The sequence below is a fragment of the Chryseobacterium sp. MHB01 genome, from assembly GCF_034651565.1.
In the GTDB taxonomy this organism is placed as follows: Bacteria; Bacteroidota; Bacteroidia; order Flavobacteriales; family Weeksellaceae; genus Chryseobacterium; species Chryseobacterium nepalense.
In genome coordinates this window covers 376,452-402,081 of record NZ_JAYEDA010000001.1, presented here as the reverse complement: position 1 = coordinate 402,081, position 25,630 = coordinate 376,452, and the positions used below count along the sequence as shown (strand labels likewise).

The 25,630-nt window shown below is 36.7% G+C and carries 25 protein-coding genes and 1 pseudogene; 9 read left to right on the top strand and 17 right to left on the bottom strand.

The window, feature by feature from the left end:
- Positions 1-109 precede the first annotated feature (109 nt).
- The 14 genes from U9K52_RS01980 to U9K52_RS01915 all read right to left on the bottom strand — a co-directional run bounded on the left by U9K52_RS01980 (position 110) and on the right by U9K52_RS01915 (position 11,067).
- Positions 110-562, bottom strand: a complete 453-nt coding sequence (locus U9K52_RS01980) for a DUF3872 domain-containing protein (RefSeq protein ID WP_322924933.1) — start codon at positions 560-562, stop codon at positions 110-112.
- 11 nt (positions 563-573) lie between these two features.
- Complete coding sequence (locus U9K52_RS01975) at positions 574-1,134, bottom strand: conjugal transfer protein TraO (RefSeq protein WP_322924931.1); 561 nt, start codon at positions 1,132-1,134, stop codon at positions 574-576.
- A gap of 1 nt (position 1,135) precedes the next feature.
- Positions 1,136-2,038, bottom strand: coding sequence for a conjugative transposon protein TraN (gene traN / locus U9K52_RS01970; RefSeq protein ID WP_322924929.1), 903 nt, complete (start codon positions 2,036-2,038; stop codon positions 1,136-1,138).
- Positions 2,039-2,053: 15 nt separating this feature from the next.
- Positions 2,054-3,352 (bottom strand): conjugative transposon protein TraM, encoded by a 1,299-nt coding sequence (gene traM, locus U9K52_RS01965; RefSeq protein ID WP_322924927.1) that lies wholly within the window; start codon positions 3,350-3,352, stop codon positions 2,054-2,056.
- 3 nt (positions 3,353-3,355) lie between these two features.
- Positions 3,356-3,541 carry a hypothetical protein gene (locus U9K52_RS01960; RefSeq protein ID WP_322924925.1) on the bottom strand — a complete coding sequence of 62 codons (186 nt, stop codon included), beginning with the start codon at positions 3,539-3,541 and terminating at the stop codon, positions 3,356-3,358.
- 95 nt (positions 3,542-3,636) lie between these two features.
- Complete coding sequence (gene traK / locus U9K52_RS01955) at positions 3,637-4,260, bottom strand: conjugative transposon protein TraK (protein ID WP_322924924.1); 624 nt, start codon at positions 4,258-4,260, stop codon at positions 3,637-3,639.
- 13 nt (positions 4,261-4,273) lie between these two features.
- Complete coding sequence (gene traJ / locus U9K52_RS01950; RefSeq protein ID WP_322924922.1) at positions 4,274-5,266, bottom strand: conjugative transposon protein TraJ; 993 nt, start codon at positions 5,264-5,266, stop codon at positions 4,274-4,276.
- Between the two features lies 1 nt (position 5,267).
- Entirely contained in the window at positions 5,268-5,873 is a 606-nt protein-coding gene (locus tag U9K52_RS01945) for a DUF4141 domain-containing protein (protein ID WP_416232847.1), read from the bottom strand.
- Between the two features lie 48 nt (positions 5,874-5,921).
- Positions 5,922-8,432, bottom strand: a complete 2,511-nt coding sequence (locus U9K52_RS01940; protein ID WP_322924918.1) for a TraG family conjugative transposon ATPase — start codon at positions 8,430-8,432, stop codon at positions 5,922-5,924.
- Positions 8,429-8,761: a DUF4133 domain-containing protein gene (locus U9K52_RS01935; RefSeq protein WP_322924916.1), complete on the bottom strand. Its 333-nt coding sequence runs from the start codon at positions 8,759-8,761 to the stop codon at positions 8,429-8,431. The genes U9K52_RS01940 and U9K52_RS01935 overlap by 4 nt, the downstream gene beginning before the upstream one ends.
- Before the next feature lie 9 nt (positions 8,762-8,770).
- The gene (locus tag U9K52_RS01930; RefSeq protein ID WP_322924914.1) at positions 8,771-9,076 is read right to left on the bottom strand and encodes a DUF4134 domain-containing protein; all 306 of its coding nucleotides are present in this window, start codon (positions 9,074-9,076) and stop codon (positions 8,771-8,773) included.
- Positions 9,077-9,266: 190 nt separating this feature from the next.
- Positions 9,267-9,890 carry a hypothetical protein gene (locus U9K52_RS01925; protein WP_322924912.1) on the bottom strand — a complete coding sequence of 208 codons (624 nt, stop codon included), beginning with the start codon at positions 9,888-9,890 and terminating at the stop codon, positions 9,267-9,269.
- 9 nt (positions 9,891-9,899) lie between these two features.
- Positions 9,900-10,295, bottom strand: coding sequence for a DUF3408 domain-containing protein (locus U9K52_RS01920; RefSeq protein WP_322924910.1), 396 nt, complete (start codon positions 10,293-10,295; stop codon positions 9,900-9,902).
- Positions 10,296-10,299: 4 nt separating this feature from the next.
- A complete protein-coding gene (locus U9K52_RS01915) occupies positions 10,300-11,067 on the bottom strand; it encodes a ParA family protein (protein WP_322924908.1) in 768 nt (255 codons plus the stop codon).
- Positions 11,068-11,696: 629 nt separating this feature from the next.
- On the opposite strand from U9K52_RS01915, the gene mobA reads away from it, so the two are divergent.
- The 6 genes and pseudogenes from mobA to U9K52_RS01890 all read left to right on the top strand — a co-directional run bounded on the left by mobA (position 11,697) and on the right by U9K52_RS01890 (position 17,648).
- A complete protein-coding gene (gene mobA / locus U9K52_RS01910; RefSeq protein ID WP_232706098.1) occupies positions 11,697-12,131 on the top strand; it encodes a conjugal transfer protein MobA in 435 nt (144 codons plus the stop codon).
- Between the two features lies 1 nt (position 12,132).
- A complete protein-coding gene (mobB, locus tag U9K52_RS01905; RefSeq protein ID WP_322924905.1) occupies positions 12,133-13,392 on the top strand; it encodes a conjugal transfer protein MobB in 1,260 nt (419 codons plus the stop codon).
- 237 nt (positions 13,393-13,629) lie between these two features.
- On the top strand, positions 13,630-15,624 hold the full coding sequence (mobC, locus tag U9K52_RS01900; protein ID WP_232706094.1) for a conjugal transfer protein MobC: 1,995 nt from the start codon (positions 13,630-13,632) through the stop codon (positions 15,622-15,624).
- Between the two features lie 266 nt (positions 15,625-15,890).
- A pseudogene (locus U9K52_RS21375) lies at positions 15,891-16,259 on the top strand (DinB family protein); the annotation flags it as partial.
- Positions 16,260-16,467: 208 nt separating this feature from the next.
- Positions 16,468-17,232 carry a helix-turn-helix domain-containing protein gene (locus U9K52_RS01895; protein ID WP_232706093.1) on the top strand — a complete coding sequence of 255 codons (765 nt, stop codon included), beginning with the start codon at positions 16,468-16,470 and terminating at the stop codon, positions 17,230-17,232.
- 29 nt (positions 17,233-17,261) lie between these two features.
- Positions 17,262-17,648 (top strand): VOC family protein, encoded by a 387-nt coding sequence (locus U9K52_RS01890; protein WP_322924900.1) that lies wholly within the window; start codon positions 17,262-17,264, stop codon positions 17,646-17,648.
- Positions 17,649-17,737: 89 nt separating this feature from the next.
- On the opposite strand, the gene U9K52_RS01885 is transcribed toward U9K52_RS01890, so the two are convergent.
- Positions 17,738-18,517, bottom strand: a complete 780-nt coding sequence (locus U9K52_RS01885) for an AraC family transcriptional regulator (protein ID WP_322924898.1) — start codon at positions 18,515-18,517, stop codon at positions 17,738-17,740.
- Positions 18,518-18,609: 92 nt separating this feature from the next.
- Between U9K52_RS01885 and U9K52_RS01880 the strand changes: the two genes are divergently transcribed.
- From U9K52_RS01880 to U9K52_RS01870, 3 genes are read left to right on the top strand one after another with little or no spacing between them, the layout of a single operon-like run.
- Positions 18,610-20,193: a TolC family protein gene (locus U9K52_RS01880; RefSeq protein WP_322924895.1), complete on the top strand. Its 1,584-nt coding sequence runs from the start codon at positions 18,610-18,612 to the stop codon at positions 20,191-20,193.
- Positions 20,194-20,203: 10 nt separating this feature from the next.
- Entirely contained in the window at positions 20,204-21,250 is a 1,047-nt protein-coding gene (locus tag U9K52_RS01875; RefSeq protein WP_232706086.1) for an HlyD family secretion protein, read from the top strand.
- Complete coding sequence (locus U9K52_RS01870) at positions 21,250-22,842, top strand: MFS transporter (RefSeq protein ID WP_322924892.1); 1,593 nt, start codon at positions 21,250-21,252, stop codon at positions 22,840-22,842. The genes U9K52_RS01875 and U9K52_RS01870 overlap by 1 nt, the downstream gene beginning before the upstream one ends.
- Before the next feature lie 153 nt (positions 22,843-22,995).
- Here U9K52_RS01870 and U9K52_RS01865 read toward each other — a convergent pair whose 3' ends face one another.
- On the bottom strand, positions 22,996-23,838 hold the full coding sequence (locus U9K52_RS01865) for an RteC domain-containing protein (RefSeq protein ID WP_232706084.1): 843 nt from the start codon (positions 23,836-23,838) through the stop codon (positions 22,996-22,998).
- A 46-nt stretch (positions 23,839-23,884) separates the two neighbouring features.
- Positions 23,885-25,591, bottom strand: a complete 1,707-nt coding sequence (locus tag U9K52_RS01860) for a helix-turn-helix domain-containing protein (RefSeq protein WP_322924889.1) — start codon at positions 25,589-25,591, stop codon at positions 23,885-23,887.
- Positions 25,592-25,630: the final 39 nt, after the last annotated feature.

Genomic DNA, 25,630 nt, shown 5'->3' with positions numbered 1-25,630 from the left:
TTTTCTCAAAAAGGTTACACAGACATAGTAAGGTTATATCAGATAACCATAGATCTAAAACAAAAGGCTATTTCTGATGAAATAGCCTGAAATTTTAAACGATGATTTCTTATAAAGTTCCTACACTTTGAGGATTAAACTGGAAATTTACTTCCTGCTTATTACCCATATTATCCGAAATCCAAATATCAAAACTTTGAGAGACTGAAGATTCGGAAGTATAGTATAACCTGAACTCCTTTTTACTTAGCGGATAGAAATCATTAGGAACAAAGGATGGATTGTCAAATAACCGCAAACTTCCGACTCCTTCAGACTGAAAATACCGTAGCAAGTAAGTAGTACCTGCATAATTTCCACTCGGTATAATACGACATCTGATCTCTACAGTTTCACCCTTAGAAATGTATTTCTGAACAGGCATCACATCTACCTCAAAAGGAAAATTCTGCTGAATTTCCAAAGTATCTTTCTCACATGATTGTATAAGTAATAAGATCATCACTGGAATGATGAAATACTTGAACAATAATTTAAATTTATGATTAAGTATATTTTGCATTTTATATTATTTTAAAAATTACATCTTATTCCAACACCAAATAGGGCTTGTAACTGCTCCGTCTGACTATTTTTCAAATAGCTAAGTTGCCCGTTGACCAGGAAAACCAAATATGGTGTCAGATAGCTTTCGATGGACAACTTACCATTTACCCCATAAATAAAGTGATCTGTTTCGGTAAGCATTGAACCGTCATATAGCAATTCATTGCCTTTATTAACCTGTTCATATCCTGCCAGAACACCAATTCCCATATTAAGATTAACATTTCGCATGAAGTCGCCCCATACGTAAAAACTGTAGCCTCCGTTAAACAGAAACATTTCTATCGGGATATTGTAGTTGGTATACTCATAATATTTTCTGCTATATTCTGCCAGCCCAAACAAATAATTCCCGTTCTTTCCATAAGAAATAAGCCCTGCTGTTAAAACATAATTTTGTTTTTCGGGAGAACTAGGAAATACAGAATAGGATATTTCAAATCCTTTTTGCTTCGGAATCATCTGCTGTGCAAATGACTTTGAACTCATTGTTAAAATGAAAACCACTGTTATCAATAATCTGTTCATCTTAGTTGGTTTTAAAATTTAAACTATTGATCAGTTTCGCGTTGATCAGTTCCCTATTCTCAAGCTGAATTTTTTGATGTCGTCCTCCGTTTCTTTCAAGAACTTCAATCTCTAAAACCTGATCTTCTAACAAAGTAAATTGCTCCAGTAAATAAACTCCTATAACATTGGAATGCCGAGTTGCAGTCAAAGAAGGAGAGTAAACTCTGATTGGTTCCAATAACTTATCTTGAATAACAGTTCTCTTTAAGTTCTTCTTATCAACGATCTTAAAGTTGACGATTTCACTTTCGTAAGCGACGTTGCTGCTGTTATCAATCTGTAAGGTAAAGTAGAATTTATTGTCATTCACGTGTAATGCACGGACAGAAAACTGAATACCGAAACTCTTTGACGCAATATGTTTAATAGTTTTTCCACTCTTTCGAAACAGACTTTCCATAATCAATTCTGTAAGTGATGAAGAGCTTCCCTTGAGATCTTCAAAAAGTACATCAGTTGAATATTCCCTTTCAATGCTTCTCTGCATCTTTACAAGATCGTAACTGAGGACATCAGGATATGCGCTATAAAAGACATCGAAACTGTAAAATTTTCCATCTTCTGTAATGACAGAAAAATTGGTTTCCTCTTCAAAATCCCTGGCAGCAGACTTAACCCGAAGAACATTTCCGATGGGTTCAGCTTTATTAGCAACCAAAAGATCACTTCCCAGATCGACGTATCTTATTGCGGAAGGAAAAATCACATGCGTGGTTTTACTGTAAGTCACCTCCATCCTGAAAGGTTCCAGCTTTGCCCCTTCCAATGAAACATAGGTCATCACGGAATCCTGACCAAATGCTCTGCTCATAAACAGCAGAAACAGAATAATGAAAATATAATGGCTCTTTTGTGTATTCATTTTTTAATTTTTTGATTAATTATTTTTCGGTACCAGCAAGACCTGATGGCCTGCTTTTACAGTTACTTTTAGCTGCCGCACCCTTTTTTGAAAATAACCGGACAACCCTTGTACAACACTCCTGCTTAAATCGGAAGCAACCTGCTGGCTAGCTGATTGAGTCATCATAATGTTGGTACCGGAAGTCTGGCTCATATTGGCAACAACATCGCTGACCGCATTTTGCTCCGGTGAATACGGAATATATAACCCCAATTGCCCATCATTATCATAGATATTGATTTCTACAGGATAGACGCTGCCCTTATATTGAATGGAGGATATTGTTAACTGAAGTCGCCCACCCTGAAATTTACCTGAAGCGATAAGCAAACTGCCCGGAGGAAGTTCTGTACGCCCTACCTGCAACGCCTCGATCAGTCTTATGGATAGTGTACTTTCATTGACTACAGTCTTAGTCTCATAGATAATACCTTTTATCGCATTTTTAGACTGACCTGAAATTACCGTTTCATTTTGAACATTATAAAACCTATTTTGATTCAAACCTGCCACAAAAGCACTGTCTGACGGCTCTCTGTATAATGAGGAAACAATATTGGAATGTGCAGGTCTTACTGAAGTCAGTTTAACTTTCTTTTCAGTAGATTTGTTAGGCTCTTCTTTTGGTGCAGACTCTTCCTGTCTTGGAGTTGTCGGAAAGTATTTGGCTGCCATCTGATACGATTTTTCCATCAGTTCTAACTGATCGTTCATTCCAAGACCTGCTGGAACAGCATTGTTCTGCATCGCTTCATTCTTTAACCTTGAAATTTCTTTCCTCAGATTATTGACTTCCTGATCATCCCGGCCATAGAACGAACTCAAAGTCTGCTGTGCATTACGATAACTGTTTATAGCATTCTGATCGGATTGCTGAAGAGTACTCGTATTAGATGGTAAAGCAGAAGTATTAATATTCGAATTTAAAGTACCCTGGTTATTCCAATAGTCCGATAAAGTGGTTATCGTATTTCTTTTCTCTTCATTTTTTTGCTCCAGCAGCTGTTGCTCATAAGCCTTTTGCTTATCCGACTGCAACTGTCCATCCTTTGCCTGTGGAATAGCAGCATTAAAACCTGCTTCTTCAACTAAAGTAGTATTGGATTTTGGTTTAAAAATAAGGTAAAAGCAAGTTGCACAAACGACAGCAATCAGGAAATAAATAACCGGCTTCTTCACTCTCTCCCATTGGGCTTTCGGATGATTACCCAAGTCATTGGAATTTTGAGGAAGATCATTTTCTGTGATTTTAATTTTCTTTGGATCTTTCATGCTCTATTCTTTTGCTGGTGAGTTTACTGTATCATTATGTCCTGAACTTCTTTCTATAGTCTTCTTAGAAATTCCGTCAATGTGATGGATCGACATGGTATTTCTTCTTTGACCTGTTGAAATAAAGACGTTGACAATAACAATGATTGTTAGCAGTACATAACCGCCAAAGAAAACTTTGGTTAGCAATCTTTGCTTCGCTTATAGGGAGAACCTTCCAATGATTCTCCGTCTTTAAAACATAATGTTCGATTGTATCTCTTAATTTTTTCATTGCGGTCATGTTAGCGTTCGACAGTTTCTACATCTTTGTTTTCAATCACGTTGAATTTTTCTATCGTAAACCCCTGTGGATTGCTGTCAGACCTTACAGAATTAACCAAAGAACAGTTCGTGACCAAATTTCTGATCGTAAGATTACTGGATCTGATAATAAACTGCCTGCCATAAGTTCTTACATCATAAGGATAGCTGTCGAAGTTCGCAACAACACTGTCCACTTCAATTCTTTGCTGGATATTACCGGAAATGATTCTGTTGTAATATCCTTTTTCCTGGAGGTCCTTATAGTAGTTAAATGCGGATTGGTCAGCCAGATTGAAGGCCCTCTTGACATTACTTTCAATGGCATTCTTGTCAGGCGCTATCGTGAAAAACAATTCGTGAAATCTTCTCACATGCTCCCTAGCTTCAACCGGCCTATTGATCGACATATCCTGTGAAAGCGCTACCATCAGGGATTTACCGTTATCCAGCACATAAATCTTCTGCCGCTGCTCTTCGGCAAACTGGTAAGATTTAAATACCACTACGCCCACAACACCAAAACATAACACCACAAAAACAAACGTAAATAATCGGATCTGCTTGAAACTGCTCTCAATATTTCTTAAAGTTTTAAATTCCATAGAACTGTATTTTTTATTTTAATAATCTTCCCGAAATATTACCTGTTGCAGAACCTGCTGCAGCGCCCGCAACATTACCAGACTTTGTAGCGGTCTGGTTCACATTACGCATGAAATTGCCTGCTCCTCCTGCCTGAATTATCCAGCCCGTAACAGTTGGTACTGTAAAATAGCCTATGATACCGATTACCATATAGATAATGTACACGGTATTGGAAGTATCAGGAATAAAAGTGGGGTCTGCGAGCATCTCAATATCCCGTTCTAAAATCAAAGCCTGTATCTTGGCCAGAATAGCACTGAATATGTCAGCAACCGGAAGCCATAAATAAACACTGACATACCTTGTCAGCCACTGGGTTAATGTGGTCTGAAAACCATCCCAGACGGAAATCGCAAATGCGATTGGTCCGAGGATTGAAAGAACGATCAGAAAGAAGGTCCTGATGGTATCAATGACCAATGCTGCTGACTGAAAAAGGATTTCAAGAAATTCACGGAAACCATCTCTGATATCTTTCTTGATCGCAAACATCTCCCTCTCAATATACATTCCCGACATCGTGACCAAATCAGATGGCGACCAGCCAAGTTCTTCCAGCTTTTTGTCAAATTCTTCATTAGAAATCAGATAAGCCATCTCTGGATTTCTGAGCATGGCTTCCCGCTCTAAAAGATCTTTTTTCTGCTGTAGTTCATTCATATCCAATACCTGGTTTTCCAACATGGAATGACTTCCCTGAACAATGGGACTCATAACACCATTTAATCCTCCTAAAACCAATGTTGAGAAAAACATAATGCAGATGCCAATGGCAAAAGGTCTCAGCATAGGAAACAAATCAATAGGTTCCGCACGGCTCAACGACTGCCAAACTTTCAATGCCACATAGAATAAAGCACCCAATCCTGCGACTCCTTTTGCCACAGCAGCCATATCCGCACACATAGGCATCATTTCTTCGTAAACGGAACGCAATACTTCGTGTAAGTTGCTCGGTTCCATTTTACCAGTATTTTTGATTGGAGGTTCCGTAGAGATCTAACACCCTTTGGGTATTGTTCTGTTTTTTTGCTCTCAGATAGCTTACCGAAATATTCTTATTAGTGTAGTAGCGTACCAGATTATGATAAGCTTTCACCTCTTTGTAAACCCGGTCGATAACATCCATTCTTTCCTTATCGTTAAGCGATAGGCCATTTGAAGTAATAATTTCTTTCAGTTCTTTTAGTAGTTCCGTACTTTCCGTAAGAAGAGCAGAATAACCATTGGCAATAGATGCCAATTCCTGCGCGTTAAAGTTGGGGTCATTCAGCATTTTTCCGAAATTATTGACATACATTTCAGAAACGTCACCCACTAAAAGAACCGTCTGCTGGACCTTTCTGGCATCTTTTACAAGATTGTTGACGGCTTTGAGTTTATCGTAATACTCTTTACCCTGCTCGTACACCTTTTTGACTTCGTTGAAGTTCTTAACAACGTTGGATACCGTCGATGAAGTCTGTACAATTTCGTTGGCAGAGTTCAAAATACCTGATGCCAGATTAGCAGGGTCAGTTACTACAAATTGTGCTTTTGCATAGGTGAAGGTAGCAAAGAATGCTACCATTACTGTTTTAATGATTAAATGTTTCATTGTTGTAAAATTTTAATTGATTTAGTTGTCTTTCGTATTCGATTTGATTCTCTTGAGAGAAATCCTCTTGATGGCATGTTCTACATTACCGTCAAGTTCCGATGCAAGATTCATCACTTCCATCTTTTCTGTTTCTTCCGTGGTATAGGCCAGGTATTCCTCAGTGGATACTTCGGTGGCATAGACTGCGGAGTGCGTTCCACCTAACCCAATCCATACTTCCTTATACAATCTTCGTGGATCATTGTTCATATTGATAGAAAGTACCTGAGCTTTTTCTTTATCAGTCAATCCCAGCATAGCCTGAATGTCATCGAACTTGTTCATATACTTACGCTGATCGAGAAGGATTTTACAGTCAGAATTGTTGATTATACTTTCCTTAACAATCGGTGATTGTATAATATCATCAACCTCCTGAGTTACTACAATGGCTTCCCCAAAGAATTTTCTTACCGTCTTAAAAAGATATTTGATATACTCAGCCATCCCCTCTTTCGCAATGGCTTTCCAGGCTTCTTCGATGAGGATCAGTTTTCTGATTCCTTTAAGTCTTCGCATCTTATTGATGAAAACTTCCATAATGATAATGGTTACAATAGGAAATAGAATTTTATGATCTTTAATAGCATCGATTTCAAAGACAATGAAACGCTTGGATAACAAGTCCAGCTGCTTTTCTGAATTGAGCAGATAGTCATATTCGCCTCCTCTGTAGTAAGGCTCCAACACATTAAGAAAGTTGGCTATGTCAAAATCCTTTTCTCTGACTTTCTTTCGCTCCAATACTTTCTGATAATCCTCTTTGACAAAGTCATAAAATCCATTGAAAGACGGATGCTGATCATTGGATTTTATCTTTTCAATATATCCACTTACTGCATTGGACAATGCTACCTCTTCCGAGCGGGTCGGTGGTTCATCATCTCTTTTCCAAAGCGTTAAAATCAAGGTTTTGATACTCTCTCTTTTTTCGATATCAAAGACGCCGTCATCGGTATAGAATGGATTGAAAGCAATAGGATTGTCCTCTGTATAGGTAAAATAAACCCCATCCTCACCTTTGGTTTTTCCTTTAATCAATTCACATAATCCCTGGTAGGAATTTCCGGTATCAACCAAAAGAACATGAGCACCCTGTTCATAATATTGACGCACCATGTGGTTCGTAAAGAAAGACTTACCGCTGCCTGAAGGTCCGAGGATGAATTTGTTTCTATTGGTAATAATCCCCTGCTTCATCGGCAGATCCGAAATATCCAAATGAATCGGCTTTCCGGTCAAACGGTCAGCCATTTTGATCCCAAAAGGGGATGGAGAATCCTGATAATTTGTTTCTTCGGCGAAAAAACATAATGCCGGTTCTATGAAAGTATAGAAGCTTTCTTCGCTTGGAAAGTCCCCCGCATTGCCAGGAATTCCCGCCCAATATAAGGTCGCTGTATCCGTTGTGTTGTGGCGGGGTTTGCATTCCATCAGTGCTAATGCACTTCCTGTATCATTCTTTAATTGTTTTAGTTCAGCGGGATTATCAGACCATGACATCACATTGAAATGAGCCCGGATAGATTGTAACCCAAAAGAATGTGCTTCATTCAAATACTTTTCGATCCACTCTTTATTGATCTGATTGGCTCTGCTGTATCTTGCGAGTGAATGCATATTCCTCGCTGATTTTTCAAATTGTCGAAGATTTTCATCACTGTTGTCAATAAACAAATACTGGTTATACATGTGATTGCAGCTAAGCAAAAGTCCCACGGGGGAAGCAAACGACAGCAGGCAATCACTGCGGTCTGTGCTTAACTTTTCATAACGGCTGTGCGAGGATACGGTTCCAGGCAAATCCTCGGTGTCAGACAACGTATGCATACTGATACGGTTGTTACCAATCCGCATTTCTTCAGATCCCAACTTAATGTCCTGCAATGACGGATTGGCTTCACGGGATAACGTCAGATACTGTCCTAGTAAACCTGAGCTTTCTGACGTTCCTGATATCTCATCTTCATTCATCCTTTCGAGATGAATATAGCCGCTGTCATTCATTATCCGCTCCAGCTGGTCCACAGCTTCTAGAAATCGATGGATGACTTCTTTATCCTTAATCTCTTTTGGAATCAGCTTACCTCTGCACAGAGATGAAAAGTTACTCTGCATACGCATTCTCTCCTTACTGGTTTTCGTGATGAACAGGTAGCAGTAATGATTTAAAAACGGTCTCTCATTGAAATGCCTTTCAAATGATTTTGACAGAAAACTCTGGTCTTCTTTCGATAGGTCAGGATTGTAGTTCTCTTTGATAAACCAATCCTGTTTATGTATTACCGTATAGTCAGGAAGCGTTTTAATAGCTTTGAACCATGCAGAGTGCATCGCTTCATACTCAGCGGAAGCAACGGTAAACAGTTCGGGAAGTTTTACTTTAAAGCAAACCGTAACATCGGCGTCCTTTGATATAATACAGCCATTTTCAATCGCCAGCAATGGAAATTTACTTTCCAACGTTGCTACCTTGGAAGAATTTCTCATACGCCTGCTTTTTTAGAGTTAGCTTTCAGATACCGGTAAATACTCTTACGGCTAATGATGTACTTAGGATGCTTTCTGCAGGCACCTAATTTCATTAAGCCATGTTCTCCGTATTTTCCGTTCAGCGTAAAAGTCTGCCAGATGAGAAGTCCACTAATGAATCCCCCCAGAATGAGACAGAGATAAGTATTGACACCAATCATATACATAATCATGACAGAGATCAATACCCCAAGCAAACCACCGACGAAAATAAAAAGGTACTGTGCTTTAAGACCTTTAAATTCTACCGTCTTCCCTATTCCTTTATTGATATGATAGGTATTCATAATCATGATTTAAAGGAAGAATGAGCGCAGAATTGTCGCCGCAACAATTAAAAAGATACATGCTCCAAACCAGCTTGCAGCGGTCTTACTGGTGTCTGGATCACCACTGCTGAACTTGTTGTAAACCTTTACACCGCCGATTAACCCTACTACCGCACCAATAGCATAAATTAATTGGGTAGCGGGTTCAAAATAAGAGGTAACCATCTGTGTCGCCTCATTGATTCCCGCTGAACCATTACCTTGGGCAAAAACTGAATTAAATGTTACCAATGTTAAAATTGCATACAGCAATTTTCTTCTTTGTTTTTCCATTTCTTGAATTTTAATTTGTTGGAACACTGCGCTCTGCAGGTCTCGGAAACAAATTTGTTCTGGAAAAACGAGGTATTTTTTTCTTGTCTTTGAGCGTACCTCTTTGGCTTCAGAAGACACCATTTCTTGTAATAAATGATAGAAAATACCAGATAGACTCCTGCCATTCATCAAAAAAAAGGGAATCTGCCTAAACAAATTCCCCAATATCGAAACCTTTTACATCATCATTATGTCTGGAAGTATCAACGCTCTGATTTTCCGAATTACTTCGTTGTAAGAGTCTGGCAACCTTCAATGAAGCACCTTCCAATGAGTTCTCTAAAAGATTGAAAAGCTCCGTTCCCTCTATTTTGCGAATAATGTTGACTGCTTCTTCATCCAAAGCGGGCTCCGAAACTTCGTCCTGAAGCAACCGCCCCACAGTACTTAATTCCTGAAAGGTAACCCCTGAAGCAAAACCGCTCTCAATTTTTAAATCACCATCATGGCGCCACTCTTCTTCTTCATCTCCCAAGTCAAAACTGCCTGCAAAAAGCTCCTCCAAGTTTTTACTTACAGCAGAGACTGCTACTTCATCACCTCTGGTTTCTGAATCAAAAATACCGGCGCTCTCATTAAGATGTTGATTCTGGCTTTTAAGGCTATCAATTGGCAATGAAAGTCTTTGGTCATCTTTTATCTCACCCATTAAAATGTCAAACTTCTTATTTTTTTTGACGACCTGCTCAAAGTCATTTCGCTTCTTTGACCTTTTTTCAATCAGCAGCAGAATGATCGCGATTAATAATCCTATTATTATAATCTGTTCCATACTTGATAATTAAAAAATTGGTCGGTATTTGCTATTGAAATCGTCAGTGATTTCCTTTTCAAACATTTCAAAATGATACGCCAGGATATTATCCAGATAAGCATACAAAGAAATCTGATCATCGGCGATAATCTGGATAATCCGGGAGAGACGTTCGTGATATTCAGGACGGATATAAATACTTTTATCACCCCGCTTAGTCATCGTATGATGGGTTAGAAACTGCTCGACATAGCTAACATCTGAGGGCCTCTTATTCTTCAGTCTATTTTTTGTTGTACCTTTTTCCGTTGGAGGATCATCAGTCTGCGCAAGAACTTTTTTGTCTGGACTTCCTGCCATAATGGACATCAGATATTGTTCATCAATGCCATTATCTTCCCTATTATTTTTTTCATATTCCATACGCTTATAATTTTACAATTCTTAAAAATTCCTCTATAAACTTGTCCAGCCTGCATTGAGCTAGCAGCTTAGAATCTGCAGGCAGCAATGTCGAACGGAAAACAGTCTTTGCCAATGACTCTCCTTCTTTCCGAAATCTTTTACTGTCTGCAATTGTTGTTTCCATAAGATGTAACCCTAAATCTATAATTACCTTACTGTAATTTTTGTAAAGAATCGATTTTTCTCTTCCATCTACCTGATTCCAAAACAAATGAATACTCTTAATCCCTGTTTGATTTTCTTTCATCAAAACATTGGTAAGAACATCAGTTAAACTTAACGTACTCTCCAATACTACACGATCCGCAGTAATAGGAGAAAAAATATAATTGACATTCACCAGGGTCCTTAAAATACCTGCCGTATTAACGGTTCCCGGTAAATCTAAAAAGATGACATCAGGTATAATCTCTGAGCCGTTAACATAAGCTTCCATTTCTTCTAAAACCTTATCGGTTTTACTCTGAAAAATGGGATACGCTTTTTTATTGATACTCGTAAACTGTTTGTGAGCCATCTTTTTTAAAGTCTCATTCTGCATCACCATTTTTAGGTCTCGTTCTCGCATTTGTAGTAAACTGTATTGCGGAAAATCGCAGTCAAAAACAGCAACTTGATATCCCTTTTGATAATGAAGAAGACTCGCAATGAGTGTTGTAAAGGTGCTTTTTCCTACTCCTCCTTTTTGAGTTGAAAATGCAACAACTGTGGGTTGTTTTTTTGTTTTCATTTTATTGATTTTTAGTTAAACATATTTGATGGGATGAACGGTGCAGTCTTTTAAGCAGTAATGACTTCTAGCAGGCTATTTGGCTATCGCTAATACTGTACGAGATTCCTGATCGATGTACTGGCTTACATCAGTACTGAATGAATACTGCATTGCTATCCTGATAGATTGACTGTCTTGCTGCTATCTCTCACCAATGATATCCAGACGGCTGGAATGCCGGAATGCAAGAATGCTGGATTTCAAAAGTTCAAGATTTCTGTCAAATCTGCAATTAGGCGCTACTGCCTTCCATCAGGTACAAATAAATACTGTTTATATTTCAATGCTTTTCAATTGGTATTTTTTGTCTTTACTTGTCCGCCTTTGGCCAAATTCTCTGTACAGCAAATGTGAGCTGTAGTGGCTTACTTTGTTTGCAAGAGACTGAGGAGTCTTAGGAAATTGTAGCGTTTAATTGAGAGATGGCAATAATCTATTTCACTGAAGAGATTTCCTTTCACCTGAAAGGGGCAAGTTGTGTTTTCAGCATCTCGAAACCTTTTCGGCTGCTGAAAACAACTTGCCCTTGCAGGGAGCCTAGAAACAATCTCCGAAGTCGTTGTTTTATAAAATTAAATTAGATCATTATGAATGAAAATGGAAAAGCCCCAAAAAAGACAGGTCGTCGCCCAAAAGCTGATCCTGCTAAAATTAGATATACGATCTCTTTTAATGAGGTCGAACACTCCCGGTTTCTTGAACTTTTTGACCGATCAGGAATGACCGTCAAAGCTCATTTTATAACATCCTGCATCTTTGAAAAGACGATAAAAACTGTGAAATTGGATAAAGGAACGATTGATTTTTATATGAGGCTTACCTCATTTCACAGCCAGTTCCGTGCGGTCGGTATTAATTACAATCAGATTGTTAAACTGCTATACACTCATTTTTCTGAGAAAAAAGCGGCGGCTTTACTTTTTAAATTGGAAAAGCAGACTATAGAAATGGTGCAAATATTCAAAAAAGTAGTTCAACTGACTGAAGAATTTAATCAAAAACATCTTAAGAAAGACGAATAATATGATTGCGAAAATTGGTAGAAGCAGCAATTTGTTCGGTACATTGTCCTACAATAATTTGAAAATAGAGAAGGAGAAAGGAAAAATTCTGCTGACTAACAAAATTATTGAAACGGCAGATGGAAAGTACACGGTAAGTCAGCTCGCAAAATCTTTTGAGCCTTATTTATTAGCCAATCGAAATACAGAAAAACATACGCTGCATATTTCTTTAAATCCTGATCCTAAAGATCACGTATCTGATCAGCAGTATACGGAAATCGCCCAGAAATATATGCAGGAAATGGGCTATGGCGAACAGCCTTTCGTAGTATTTAAACATACGGATATAGACAGAAGTCATATCCACATCGTTTCTGTTTACGTCGATGAGGATGGTAAAAAAATCTCTGATAAATTCGAAAAGGTTCGGTCAATGAAAGTATGCCGTGAACTGGAAGAGAAATTCGGATTAATATCTGCCCTGGAAAAAGAAAATAAGTTGAACAGCCCGATTTTTAAGGCGGTCGATTATAACAGAGGCGATATTAAAAGTCAGATTGCCTCAGTGGTAAGACATATTAGTTCTCAATATCAATTTCAGTCGTTGGGGGAATACAATGCCCTGCTCACTCTTTTCAATATTACTGCGGAAAAAGTGGAAGGAGAACTGCACGGTCATTTGCAAAAAGGTTTACTGTACTTTCCAACAGACCGGAATGGCAAAAAGACAGGCCATCCTTTTAAAGCATCGCTGTTTGGAAAAAAGGCTGGTCTTGATTCTTTGGAAAGGCACTTTGAGTCTTCCATAAAAAGAATGAAAAGTCTTCCTGTGAGGGAAAAGCTAAAAGAAAAAATCGTATTGACAGTACAATCTTCAAACGATGAAAAATCATTCACAAAAAAATTACAGAAAGAAGGAGTTGATACAGTGATCCGTAAAAATAATGAAGGAAGAATTTATGGAATGACATTTATTGACCATCCATCTAAAACAGTTTGGAATGGATCACGTTTGGGAAAGGAATGTTCAGCGAATGTTTTTAATGATCAATGGAATAAGCCAAGTGAGACGGGAGATAAGGAAATGAATGATCAACATATTTTTCATCTAAAACCTACTCAAGACAGTCATCATCTTTTCAATGCAGTTGAAAGTAGCGGAGATTCTTTTTTCGAATCCTTTGGTGGAATTCTTCCGCCTGTAAGTAATGAAAATGATTATGAAGAAATTGAATTTGCCAGCAGAATGAAGAAAAGAAAAATGAGAAAAAAGAAATAACTAGATAAGGTCTAATATAAACTGACAACGTTTTTCAATAGTATTTTTGGAACGATACAAGTCTCATAGCCAAGTTCAATATAGATCAGTTTCATCTTTATAAATTTCTACCGCTTCCTACCAACTTTGTTTGAGTTTGGACTGCCAAATAGCGCCATTTATTTACAAATATTCCCAGATATACCATAGTATCTACTTAGTAAATAATTTCCAGTCCTAACATTTAATGTAAAGAAAATGCAAGGAGAAGATGACGTAAGGGGATTAGCTAAAATTATGGGATTCATGAGAGCGGTAAGCATTATCGTTGTGATGATGCATCTTTACTGGTTTTGCTATGGATTTTTTGATAAGCATCAGTGGACAATCGGCATCATTGCAAAGATGCTGCATAATTTTAACCGGACTTCAGGTCTATTCTCACATCCCTTATATACCAAATTATTTGCAGTCATACTTTTAGGTCTGAGCTGCCTTGGAACAAAGGGCGTAAAAAGTGAGCAGATAACCTGGAACAAAATCATACGAACTCTCATAATTGGGTTTCTATTATTTTTCTTGAACGGCTGGTTGCTAAAATTTCACGACGACATTATTGTATATCTCTATTTGCTTTCTACCGGACTAGGATATATTTTGTTAATGCAGGCTGGTATATGGATGAGCCGTATATTGAAAAACAATTTGATGGATGATGTCTTCAACAGTGAAAATGAAAGTTTTCAGCAGGAGACTAGATTGCTTTACAATGACTACTCAGTCAATCTACCTACTAAATTCTACTATCGAGGACACTGGCATCAAGGATGGATCAATGTCGTCAATCCATTTCGTGCAACCATTGTTTTAGGGACACCCGGTTCAGGAAAATCTTATGCTGTAGTCAACAATTACATTAGGCAACATATCGAAAAGGGCTTTTCAATGTATATCTATGATTTTAAATTTGATGACCTTTCAACAATCGCTTATAATCATCTTCTACATCATTCCGATTCTTATACCATAAAGCCAAAATTTTATATCATCAACTTTGATAATCCTCGAAAAAGCCACCGCTGTAATCCATTAAATCCTGATTTTATGACGGATATTTCGGATGCCTATGAAGCAGCATACACGATAATGTTAAATCTTAACAGAAGCTGGATACAGAAGCAGGGTGACTTTTTTGTGGAATCCCCAATTATTCTTCTGGCCGCTATTATCTGGTTTTTGAAAATCTATGATGATGGTAAGTACTGTACTTTTCCACACGCTATTGAGCTGCTGAACAAAAAATATGAAGATGTATTTACCATTCTGACATCCTATTCTGAATTGGAAAACTACCTCTCCCCTTTTATGGATGCCTGGCAGGGAGGTGCACAGGATCAATTGCAGGGACAGATCGCCTCAGCAAAGATTCCCTTATCAAGGATGATATCGCCGCAACTGTATTGGGTAATGACGGGAGACGATTTTTCTTTGGATATTAATAATCCGAAAGAACCAAAAATATTGTGTGTCGGTAATAACCCTGACCGTCAGAATATCTATTCTGCGGCACTGGGGCTTTACAACTCAAGAATTGTAAAACTGATCAATAAAAAAGGGCAACTGAAAAGCTCAGTCATTATTGATGAGTTACCTACCATTTATTTTAGAGGTCTTGATAACCTTATTGCAACAGCACGAAGCAATAAGGTTTCTGTTTGCTTGGGATTTCAGGATTTTTCCCAGCTTACCCGGGACTATGGTGATAAAGAAAGTAAGGTCATTCAGAACACAGTCGGAAACATTTTCAGCGGACAGGTGGTTGGTGAAACAGCAAAGGCTTTATCCGAAAGATTTGGTAAGGTTCTACAGAAGAGACAAAGTATATCCATTAACAGGAATGATACCTCGACATCTATCTCCACGCAACTAGACAGTCTGATTCCTGCATCTAAGATTTCAACCTTGACTCAGGGATTTTTTGTAGGTGCTGTTTCGGATAATTTTGATGAAAGAATAGAACAAAAGATTTTTCATTCGGAAATTGTCGTTGATACTGCAAAACTTTCAGCGGAGGAAAAGCATTATCAAAAGATACCGGAAATTCGTTCTTTTGCAGACGAGGACGGCAATGACGGTATGAGACATGAAATTGAAAAAAATTACAGAAGTATTAAAACTGATATTCTTCAGATCATAAAAAGTGAAATAGAAAGAATTTCTAATGACTCCGATTTGCAGCATTTGGTGCAGTAATTTGTAAATTAACTCAATAGCGAAGCCCTGACATTTATCTAAATTAAGTTGGTCTCACATCATGAAAGATAGATTCATCGTTTCTGTGTCATAATGATAATTATTGTTTACAGTCCAATTGTCAAAACTATAGCTTTAATCATAATTTTTACTTTTGTTAGGACTTTTACAAGCATATCTATTCTTGATGCTAAAGAGAATATTTGCAAATTCAAAAAAGAAAAATGAAAACCCTGTTTTAAACGTGAAAAACAAGCCGAAAGTTATATCTAGATTTTTTTTACAAATATTCATTATACCAACTCAATAGGATTCCAGTCGGTTTTAACAACAACATTATTTGGAACATCGGACACATCATTGTAACACAACAAAAACTTATTTACATAGGTTCTCCCCTACAAGGATATATTTCAGATGAGTTGTTTAAAAAATACCAATCGAGAACAAAACCAACAGAATCAGTTTCTCGACAAGAAGCAGATGAACTTAAATCATTTTTGACTTCAAAAATTGAGCGCACAATTAATGATTTCGAAAACGGCATCTTTATCCGCTACAACAAAAGCATCACTGGTATTGGCTTTCATCAAATTTCTATACAAGATGCTTTTGCGTACAAAAATTATCACTAGGATCTGCATTTGGGATACATAATGAGTATTAAGAAATTTGTTTAAAAAAGGTTCTCTTAAAAAATAATATTGATAACATTTAGATACTACGTAATAAATATCAGGTTATAATGATAGTTTTTTGATATTCTTCGCCTTATTGGCATTTCATCTTAACTGATATAAGGTAGGTCTATAAATTCATAGTTTTGTACTCAAACAATTATAGATGAATTTGCGAAGAAATAAATTAGAATATATCTGTCTCAAACCCGATGAACCACTAATAGATATAGTGGAAAGCATTTGGATGGTAAAAAACAACTCTGATGAAGAAAAAGAAGGCATTATAGTTCCGGATGGAAAAATAGATTTATTTCTGCTAGCTGATGAAAATGGAAATTTTGAAATTTTCATTTCCGGAATATGTTCTGCTCCAATCACCAAACCTCCATTTCCCAAATCTACAATGTTTGCAATAAGCTTTTATCCCATTGCTGCCGAATATATTTTCAACCAATCTTTTGCAGATTTAAATAACATCAAGAAAACACTTCAGACAGGGTACTGGGGATTTTCAAGAGATGATCTGAATGATTTTAATCAATTTTACCATAAAACTACAAAGGTTATTTCTTCGTTATTATCCAAAGAAATAGACGACCGAAAAAAGAAGTTATTTAAACGCATTCATGCTTCTAAAGGAGAAATTACGGTAAAAGAACTCGAAGAAAATATTTTTTGGAGTAGCAGACAAATGAATCGTTATTTCCACAAATGGTTGGGCGTAACGCTTAAATCCTATCTAAATATAATCCGTTTCTCCAACTCATTAAAACAACTAAAAAATGGAGATTTCTACCCCCAACTCGATTATGCAGACCAATCACATTTTATAAGGGAAGTGAAAAAATTTGCAGGAGTAAAACCAATTATTTTAAATAAAAATGAAAACGACCGATTTATCCAATTTAGCCTGATGCCGGAAAAGTAATTTTGTTCTGTAATCAAAATAAGAATAAAATGAATTTAAATCACATTAACATCGTTGTGCAAGACGTAGATAAAGCTGTAAATTTATTTACAAAACACCTGGGTTTTAGTTTAATTGTGAATAGAAACAGCAAAATGGCAGTTCTGGAAAACGGCAATAATTTCGCCTTAGTTATTTGGGGACAGGAACTGAACCACAAAGAAAATACGCCTGAATATCCGGAAAATTTCCACATCGGATTTTATCAAAAGGATGAACAAGAAGTTTGGGATATTTATGAAAAGTTAAAACCTGAAGCTGACTTACAATTTGAAAATGAACCTAAGAAAATTAGGAATACGTTTGGTTTCTATTTCTTTTTTGAAAAGTTGTTGATAGAAATAAGTGTTAGTCCATTTAAGGATAATATTGCATAGCTTGCCAACCACCAATAGATCATTTAAATTAAGTGATCTATTAACTTTTTAGGGGAAAATTATAGCTAATAAATCTATAGCCGTACTTCTTATTTGGTCTTAAATTCAGTAGGTCTCATGTTGGTCAGTTGCTGAAAATTATTACTAAAAGCAGATATGTTCGAATAACCGACTTCATAGGCTATCTCCGTCATGTTCAGATCTGTATCTTTTATTAATTCCATCGCTCTGATAATACGCAGCATCTTTAAGTATTGAACAAAAGTGATATGCAATTTCGTTTGGAATAATCTGGTCAGACTTCTCACACTCATTCCCGATTGCTGAGCAAAACTATTTAAGCTTAGATTTTCATTTAATCGGTTTCTAAAACTGTCGATTATGGCATTGAGCCGCTGATCGTCCGTTGTGGGAAGTTGAATGGAGAATTTTTTGAGATTTTCCTTTGATAATACATTCTTAAGCGTGGATAGAAATTCAAATTCCCATGATCCTTTGTAATAATCACCTTGCCATTTCTCGCTAAATGAGAGCATTTCTGCCAGAAGCTTACTAACAGGATAAATACCCAGTTCATCATAAAAACTATCTGCTTTTTCATCTGGAAAATAGATGTTGATAATGTATAAATCCTGTGTATTAAACATCAAATTGTGAGGGTAGTTTTTAGGTATCCATATATAATGATTAGACGGAATATAGAAATCTTTTGCGTCTGTTTGTAAATAAGCAATTCCTCCATAAACCAATAATAACTGAGCCTTATCGTGCTGATGAGCAGGCAAACGCTGTTCAGTTTGCTGTCGCATCACGAGGATGGAGTCAGGATTTTGATCCACAATAGTTATTAATTGGCTAAGAATCTCCATATGGCCAAATATAGCAAACTTTAGGCTAATTATATAAAATAAAGGTTAGGTGTGTTGAATAATTTTGCTTTGTTAATAATAGCAGAATCATTATGAAACATAAAATTATAAAACCTGACAAGGATTTTGAACTTGAAAAACAAGCCGAAAAATCTGAATATAAATTATCTAGTGCAGATGAAGAAATTATTGATAAAGCTTATATCTACTGGTTGGCTTGTGCTTATTCGAGTCCTTTGATGCCAATGGTCGATTTAAGCTTTGCTTTTTATGAATTGAAAAGGATGTTAAAACAATGGTTAGAAAAGAGAAAGAAGCCAATCATTTATGAAAACAAAACTAATGAAAAATATAATACAGTTCCGATTTTGGGCATACTGTTACTGTTATTTGCACCCAATATTTACGCTCAGCATACAGAAAATGAACAATTATTAAGTTTGGAAGAAATATGGAAAGTTGCTGAAACGAATAATCGACAACTAAAACTATCCGACCTAAATCTTCAGCAGAGTAAAATAGAAATATTGGAAGCCAAAGATCGTTTATTACCGGAACTTTCGGTAGGTGGAGACGTAAAACTCAACTCCAAATTTCTGATTTATAACAATGGATTATTCTCTTCTCCACAGGATGTGCCTGTAAAAGGCTATGGATACGGAGTAGGCTACAACTTGAACTTTAATCTGTACAATGGTGGTAAAGACAAAAGAAACATTGCCATGAAAAAGGAAGAGGATACACGAAAACAATATGAAGTGGATCTGCAAAAGCATAGTGTAAAATATAATGTCGCAGTTGCTTATTTTGATTTGTATAAGTTTTTGCATTTCTATGATTTTCTTCATGCAGAGATTGAAGCAGAAAAAAAACAATTGAGATTGATAGAAAGTTTGCATAAAAACGGTACCGTACTAAAGAGTGATGTACTGAGAACCTCCGTGAAATTGTCTCAACTGGAACTTAATCTTTCTGATGTTACAAAAAAGATTGAAATCACCAAACAACGGCTCAATATTCTGATGGGACGTGAAAATGATATGGGGTTAGCAATCAAATACGAAGATACAATTGAATTAAACGCTATCACAGACGGTGACTACAATGATTATGTAAACATTGCTTTTAATGAATCACCCGAGTTCAAAATGGTGACAAGCGATATTAAGGTGAGTGAATTGAACATTAAACAGGTAAAGGCTATGCAATTACCCAAAGTTTCTTTGTACGCTAACTATAATTACAACTATCCACAGATTTCCTTTTATCCGTATTCCAACGACTTGTGGGGATTTGGTCAGACAGGAATTAAAGTACAATATTCTATTGATAATTTGTACAAAAGTAAACACACCATTGCTCGTGCCCAAGTTGTTAACAATCAAGCTATAGAAAAAGCAGAGATGAAGAAGGACGAAATCTCTCTTCAAGTAAAAGAAGCTTATTTACAGCAGCAACAGGCTTTGGAGAGCGTGGAAACGGCTGAACAAAATATCATCAAAAGCACCGAGACCGTTCGTGTCATCAGAAGTAGCTACTTAAACCAGGAATCGCTACTGACCGATCTTTTGGAGGCAGAAAATGCTTTACTGGAAGCAAAATTCAATCTGATAACAGCACAGACAAACGTAAAAGTAAGCCATATCAGACTATTGACAATTGTAGGAATTCTTTAATACAACTATTATGAACAAAAATAAAACAGATAAAATTGTTGTAGGCCTGACCAAATGGTTTGGTATTGCATTATTCATAGGGATCATTATTTGGGGAGCTATCTATTTCTTTAAAGGATATCGCTATGAACAGACCAACGACGCTCAGGTAGATGCTTACTTGTCGCCCATAAACGCAAAAGTGGGTGGCTATATCAGTAAAATATATTACAAGGACAATCAGCTTGTTAAAAAAGGTGATACACTTGTTGTCATTGAGTTGGACGAGTATGGACTGAAAAAAGATGCTGCATCAGCAGAACTCATGAGTTCACACGCTAAATTACCGATTTTGACGGCGAGCGAAGAAACGCAACTTAAAAGTATTGAGGTTATAAAAGCACAATTAGCAGGAGCAAAAGCGAGATTGAACCAACAGCAAAAAGAATTTGACCGTTATAAAAATCTACTGGCGGATGAATCTACCACACAACAAAAATTCGACAACATCAGTGCTTCTTTATCCATTGCACAGTCAGATTATGATCAGGCTAAAGCTTCTTTAGAAGTAGCAGAATCTAAACTTAATGATTTCAGAGCTCAACATAATGCTATACAGGCAGAGATAAAAATTAAAGAAACACTTGTTCAAAGACAGGAATTGGACATTCGATATACGGTTATCACTGCACCTTTTGATGGGCAAATTGGTAAAAAGACCATTCAGGAAGGTCAATTGATACAAGCTGGGCAAACTTTGGCTTTTTTGTTGAACAAAGCCGAGGAAAAATGGGTGATTGCAAATTTTAAAGAAACACAGATTGGCAACTTTAAGATTGGACAAGCAGTGTTTATAGAAGTTGATGCTTTCCCGAATGAAAAATTCAAAGGTACTATCGAATCACTTTCGCCCACCACAGGTTCACGTTATTCGCTACTTCCACCGGATAATGCAACAGGTAATTTTGTCAAAATCATCCAACGGATTCCTGTAAGAATTAAACTGACCGATACGCCTGAAAAATTAGGGAAACTCTCTGCCGGGATGAATGCTAACGTTTATGTTTTAAAAGATTAATGATGCAAGCACATAAAATTCCTATTTTCAAATCCTGGGTATCTGAATGGGTGGCGAGATCCGTCATATTTGCTATCCTGATGACCTGTCTGTTTAGTTTCGCTTTTTATGGTAGTCCGGTTGCAGCAATGGGTTTCTATGGGATAAAGCCTACAGATGTACAATATGGTATGGTCGTTATCTATGGCTCTACCGTAGCTTTCCTGGCACTTGATTTTCGGATCGTAAAATATTTTGCACCAAGGAAATATTTACTGATTGCTATTGCTGTAAATGCAATATGTTCTGTGATCTGTTTTCATTTCAAAGATTGGACATTATTTGTTATTTGCCAGTTTTTTCAAGGAATTACCTGTGCATTGATGTCAAGCATCGTCTTACAACTTATTTTCCCAAGATTACAGTCCGTACGTGCACGTGTGATTGCTTTTAGCATACTATATGGCAGCATACAGATTGCCGTTCCTTTTTATTCTATTTTTACCAGCGTGGTTATTCATTTCTTTGATTTTAACTGGCTATTCTACGGATTTATTATCATACTCATCATTTTGACAATTATTTTATTGCTAACAATGAACAGTAAAGCTCGATTTACCAAAAAGATTCCACTTTATCAGGTGGATTGGATAGGTTATCTTTTTTACGTGTCTTTTATATTAATCTTAGGATATATTCTAGTTTACGGACGACAATTGGGATGGTTCGGTAGTCCATTAATAACTTCGCTTAGTGTCGTTAATCTAATTATTCTTTCACTTTTCATCAGTAGAGAATTGAAACTTAAAAGACCATTAATCAACTTGCAGATTTTCAAGACAAAGAATTTTGTCATTGGGCTATTATTACTTTTTGCATTTTATATTTTTAAGGGAAGTACAGGACTTGCTTACGGCTATCTTGAGGTAATTTTAGGAAATGACCCACTGAGCACCATTCCGATATGGACGTCTGTAATTTTTGGAACTACAGTGAGTATGTTCATTACCTCCAGATTTGTCTTGATGGGCTACAATCTGATAAGAATGATTATTGCTGGCTTTGGACTCATGGCGATTTATTACGCTTATATGATACTATTTGTTTCTGTACAAGGCGAAACAATTGATTTCATTTTACCGATGTTTATTTATGGTGTGGCAACAGGAGTCTTATTTGTTCCTATTGTTTCGTTTACCGCTTCATCAGCACCGCCAGCAATTGCTATCAATGCATCGCTTGTTGGTATATTGGCTAGGTTTACAGGGTTTACAGCTAGTCTGGCACTGAATAACGAGCTTCAATTATTTGCAAAATCAGGAGTTCGTGAAAAGATTCGGGAAGCAGTTACGGAAACCAACCCTGAATTACCAGCTACCTTACTGGATATTCAAAATCAATATATGAACGCAGGCAGCGATATTTATACTTCAAAAACATTATCCTCAGCCTATATTAATCAAATGATAGGTCATCAGATATTGGCTCGTGCTACAAGAGATTATTATGATTGGATGCTGACAGGTGTGATTTTCGTAATTGTTATTTTGTTCTTTTTACCACAGATTCGACAAGTTGTTTTACGATTAGGGAAAGGTAATATTCCTTATTAAAACTTTTTTATGATTAGATTTTTAAAATGAGACTAATTAAAGTAGATGCCATAGATAAAAAATAATGAGTGGTAACCTGATTTGCAATCACCTAATTTAATAATGCTTGATAAACCAGAAACTTAAAAGCAATTCTGGTTTATCAAGCATAGGTCACTCCCCCTCAATATTTTGAAAATGCTGAGAAAGATTATCGCTGACGATATTTAAAAACTTAGTCGGTCCCTGCTTCCTGTTTCGGATCTCAAAGATGGTCTTATGGAAGTTTCCAAGGTCTGTATCCAATGATTTTTCAACAGACTTGATCACTTCGCTAAGTTCAACATTTCCGCCGTTAAAGCACCGCATATGGTATAAGGCATAGACCAGCTCAATAAGTCCAACCTTGGATGCTGACCAGACTAATGGCGATGTAGATTTGCTGCTATCTCTATCTGATAAACCGTCAATCTGCTTTTTTAAATACTGGTCAAATTTTTCGTTCGCCATAAATTTGGCAATAAGCTGATCATGAGAGGTCGTGAAGCTGGTATCGAAATTGTAGAACCCCAATGAGAGTTTCATTTTAAGATCATAGGAATCCCTGACAAATACTTTATGATCCAGATAAGTCGCTTCCCTCCTATAATAACTGTAAAAATCAGATTGTTCTGCATAAAATTTTTCGAGCTTTCTCTGCTCTGCCTCATAGTATTTCTTCAAGGCTTTATTTCCGACATTGGGCTTATGAGATTCTACATCTAAAACCGTTGAATAATAAATGAACTTGGAAATGAATTTTGGTTTCAGCTTTTTGAAGAAATGAATTTCTTCGCCCAAATTCTCAAAATGATGAGCAGACACTAAAGACTTTAATTGTCTGATAGAATTATCGATTAAGATTAAAGATTTTTCTGCAACTTTCAACATATCATTTTCATCATACATTTCATTGATCTTAAGCTCTAAATCTTCATGCAGTTTTGCAATTTTTCTAAAAATAGTTTTTGTTACCATGTCCTTTTTTTAGAAATTTACAAAAAAACGTTTAGCGACGGCTCATTCAGCTGATTCTCAATTCTTTTTTCCGCTTTTTGATGTAATCTGTTGGTCGGATGCCATTGATATCGTAGAAAAGATTTGAAAAATTCTGACGGGCTGCAATCCCACACTCTTCTGCCAAGGCTTCTATGGTGTAGTTGAGGTATTTAGTATTGGTGTTTAAGAGGTTTGTTATATAATTGATCCTGAGTTCTGCAATATACCTTGTGAAATTCATCCCTTTATTCTCATTGATATAGATGGATAGATAATTTGCATTGGTATTAAGTTTGGCAGCAATACTATTTTGAGTAATGCCTTTCTTTGTAAATTGCAGTTCTCTCTCGAATTTTTCCAGCCTTTCACCAATGTCAGATGTTACTTCAGGCGTCAGGAAAGTTTTTCTTAAGGAGTATTCCTGAGATTGCTCTTCAACAGTATTGGCAATGCCATAAGAGCCTTCTTCAATTCTCTTTTGCAGTAGGTCATATTGTTTTTTTATTCTGCGGTCCTTCCGGTATCGGATGACAAAAAATATAATAGTAATCGTACTCGACAAGATCAGGAATTGGGCGATCCGCATTTTTTTCCTGCCTGCCTTCTCAATGTCTTCTCTTTGCTCAATGAGTGACCTGCGGTCGTACTCCTTATGAAGTTTTCCTGATAAGTATGGATAATCCTTGCTGATCATACTGTCCGCCTTCAGAAGCTGATCAGTATAATACAATTGTTTGTCGAGGTCTTTGTTTTTATAATAGCTGATGAGATAATTGTAACTTTTATAAACCTCCGGTAGGATAAATCCTTCTTTGACAAAGATGGAATCGATTTTACTGTAATAGCCGATCACAAAATCATCCAAATTCTTAGCCTCTGAGATCTTTCCAAGGTAATAGTAAATGACGGATACCCATGCAAAGTCATTTCTTTTCAAGATTGCAGGTAATGCCCTGTTGAGATCCGACGCCGCACCATCATAATCTTTCTTCAAAAATTTGGAGATCCCTATACATTTTAGAAAATAGCTGTTCTCCAATAGAAAGTCACGGTCACCCTCAGTCAGTTTATATCCCAATTTGCTCAGACTGTCACTTGTGGAGACATTTTTTAAGTACCGATTGACAACGGTCATTTGATGAAGTGAATTGAGATAGGCTTTCTTGTTGTTGAATTGTAGGTTTTCATGCAGACCTTTTTGATTCATGGCCCTTTCATAAAATTGAGAACATTCCTGAAAATGCTCAAGGGCTTCATCATAATATCCCAGATGTTCCTTGACGATACCTAAATGGTAAATTACTTTGTAATGCTGGTATTTATCCTTTGAGCCTTTTGAATAGTCATAAGCTTTCATATATTGGTTTAAAGCAAGTTTGTATTTCTTCTGGTAGAAATAATATATAATGCCTTTGCTTAAATAGTCTTTGCTGATATCGTCTTTAGTCCCCTGTTTTATACTGACCGTCAAAGCACTGTCTGCATAACTCATCTTGTTATGGTAATCGAACTGCCTACCATCCCTGTACCCCTGAATTAATTTCGGGATATTGTTTTCCGATTTTGCTTTTTGAATGTATGCTTTCACGAAAGGCATGGCACGAACATCATCGATGGTCATTTTTTCGTAATGGTCTCTGATTTCTCTGAAAGTCCTGAGCTCTTTTTGCTGTGAAAATAATAATTGTGAATAGGCAGAAAGCAGGACGAGAAAGTAATTTAACTTTTTCATATACTGATTATTAGAACCTCACCATCTCAAAAATACGGA

Coding starts and splice junctions, on each gene's coding strand:
- U9K52_RS01860 (WP_322924889.1), bottom strand. CDS start 25,591: ATGAAAAAGTTAAATTACTTTCTCGTCCTGCTTTCTGCCTATTCACAA.
- U9K52_RS01930 (WP_322924914.1), bottom strand. CDS start 9,076: ATGGAAAAACAAAGAAGAAAATTGCTGTATGCAATTTTAACATTGGTA.
- U9K52_RS01980 (WP_322924933.1), bottom strand. CDS start 562: ATGCAAAATATACTTAATCATAAATTTAAATTATTGTTCAAGTATTTC.
- U9K52_RS01945 (WP_416232847.1), bottom strand. CDS start 5,873: ATGGTAGCATTCTTTGCTACCTTCACCTATGCAAAAGCACAATTTGTA.
- traK (WP_322924924.1), bottom strand. CDS start 4,260: ATGGAATTTAAAACTTTAAGAAATATTGAGAGCAGTTTCAAGCAGATC.
- traN (WP_322924929.1), bottom strand. CDS start 2,038: ATGAATACACAAAAGAGCCATTATATTTTCATTATTCTGTTTCTGCTG.
- U9K52_RS01885 (WP_322924898.1), bottom strand. CDS start 18,517: ATGGAGATTCTTAGCCAATTAATAACTATTGTGGATCAAAATCCTGAC.
- U9K52_RS01915 (WP_322924908.1), bottom strand. CDS start 11,067: ATGAAAACAAAAAAACAACCCACAGTTGTTGCATTTTCAACTCAAAAA.
- U9K52_RS01890 (WP_322924900.1), top strand. CDS start 17,262: ATGAATTTAAATCACATTAACATCGTTGTGCAAGACGTAGATAAAGCT.
- mobA (WP_232706098.1), top strand. CDS start 11,697: ATGAATGAAAATGGAAAAGCCCCAAAAAAGACAGGTCGTCGCCCAAAA.
- U9K52_RS01925 (WP_322924912.1), bottom strand. CDS start 9,890: ATGGAACAGATTATAATAATAGGATTATTAATCGCGATCATTCTGCTG.
- U9K52_RS01920 (WP_322924910.1), bottom strand. CDS start 10,295: ATGGAATATGAAAAAAATAATAGGGAAGATAATGGCATTGATGAACAA.
- U9K52_RS01935 (WP_322924916.1), bottom strand. CDS start 8,761: ATGAATACCTATCATATCAATAAAGGAATAGGGAAGACGGTAGAATTT.
- mobC (WP_232706094.1), top strand. CDS start 13,630: ATGCAAGGAGAAGATGACGTAAGGGGATTAGCTAAAATTATGGGATTC.
- U9K52_RS01880 (WP_322924895.1), top strand. CDS start 18,610: ATGAAACATAAAATTATAAAACCTGACAAGGATTTTGAACTTGAAAAA.
- U9K52_RS01940 (WP_322924918.1), bottom strand. CDS start 8,432: ATGAGAAATTCTTCCAAGGTAGCAACGTTGGAAAGTAAATTTCCATTG.
- U9K52_RS01875 (WP_232706086.1), top strand. CDS start 20,204: ATGAACAAAAATAAAACAGATAAAATTGTTGTAGGCCTGACCAAATGG.
- U9K52_RS01895 (WP_232706093.1), top strand. CDS start 16,468: ATGAATTTGCGAAGAAATAAATTAGAATATATCTGTCTCAAACCCGAT.
- mobB (WP_322924905.1), top strand. CDS start 12,133: ATGATTGCGAAAATTGGTAGAAGCAGCAATTTGTTCGGTACATTGTCC.
- traM (WP_322924927.1), bottom strand. CDS start 3,352: ATGAAAGATCCAAAGAAAATTAAAATCACAGAAAATGATCTTCCTCAA.
- traJ (WP_322924922.1), bottom strand. CDS start 5,266: ATGGAACCGAGCAACTTACACGAAGTATTGCGTTCCGTTTACGAAGAA.
- U9K52_RS01870 (WP_322924892.1), top strand. CDS start 21,250: ATGATGCAAGCACATAAAATTCCTATTTTCAAATCCTGGGTATCTGAA.
- U9K52_RS01865 (WP_232706084.1), bottom strand. CDS start 23,838: ATGGTAACAAAAACTATTTTTAGAAAAATTGCAAAACTGCATGAAGAT.
- U9K52_RS01975 (WP_322924931.1), bottom strand. CDS start 1,134: ATGAACAGATTATTGATAACAGTGGTTTTCATTTTAACAATGAGTTCA.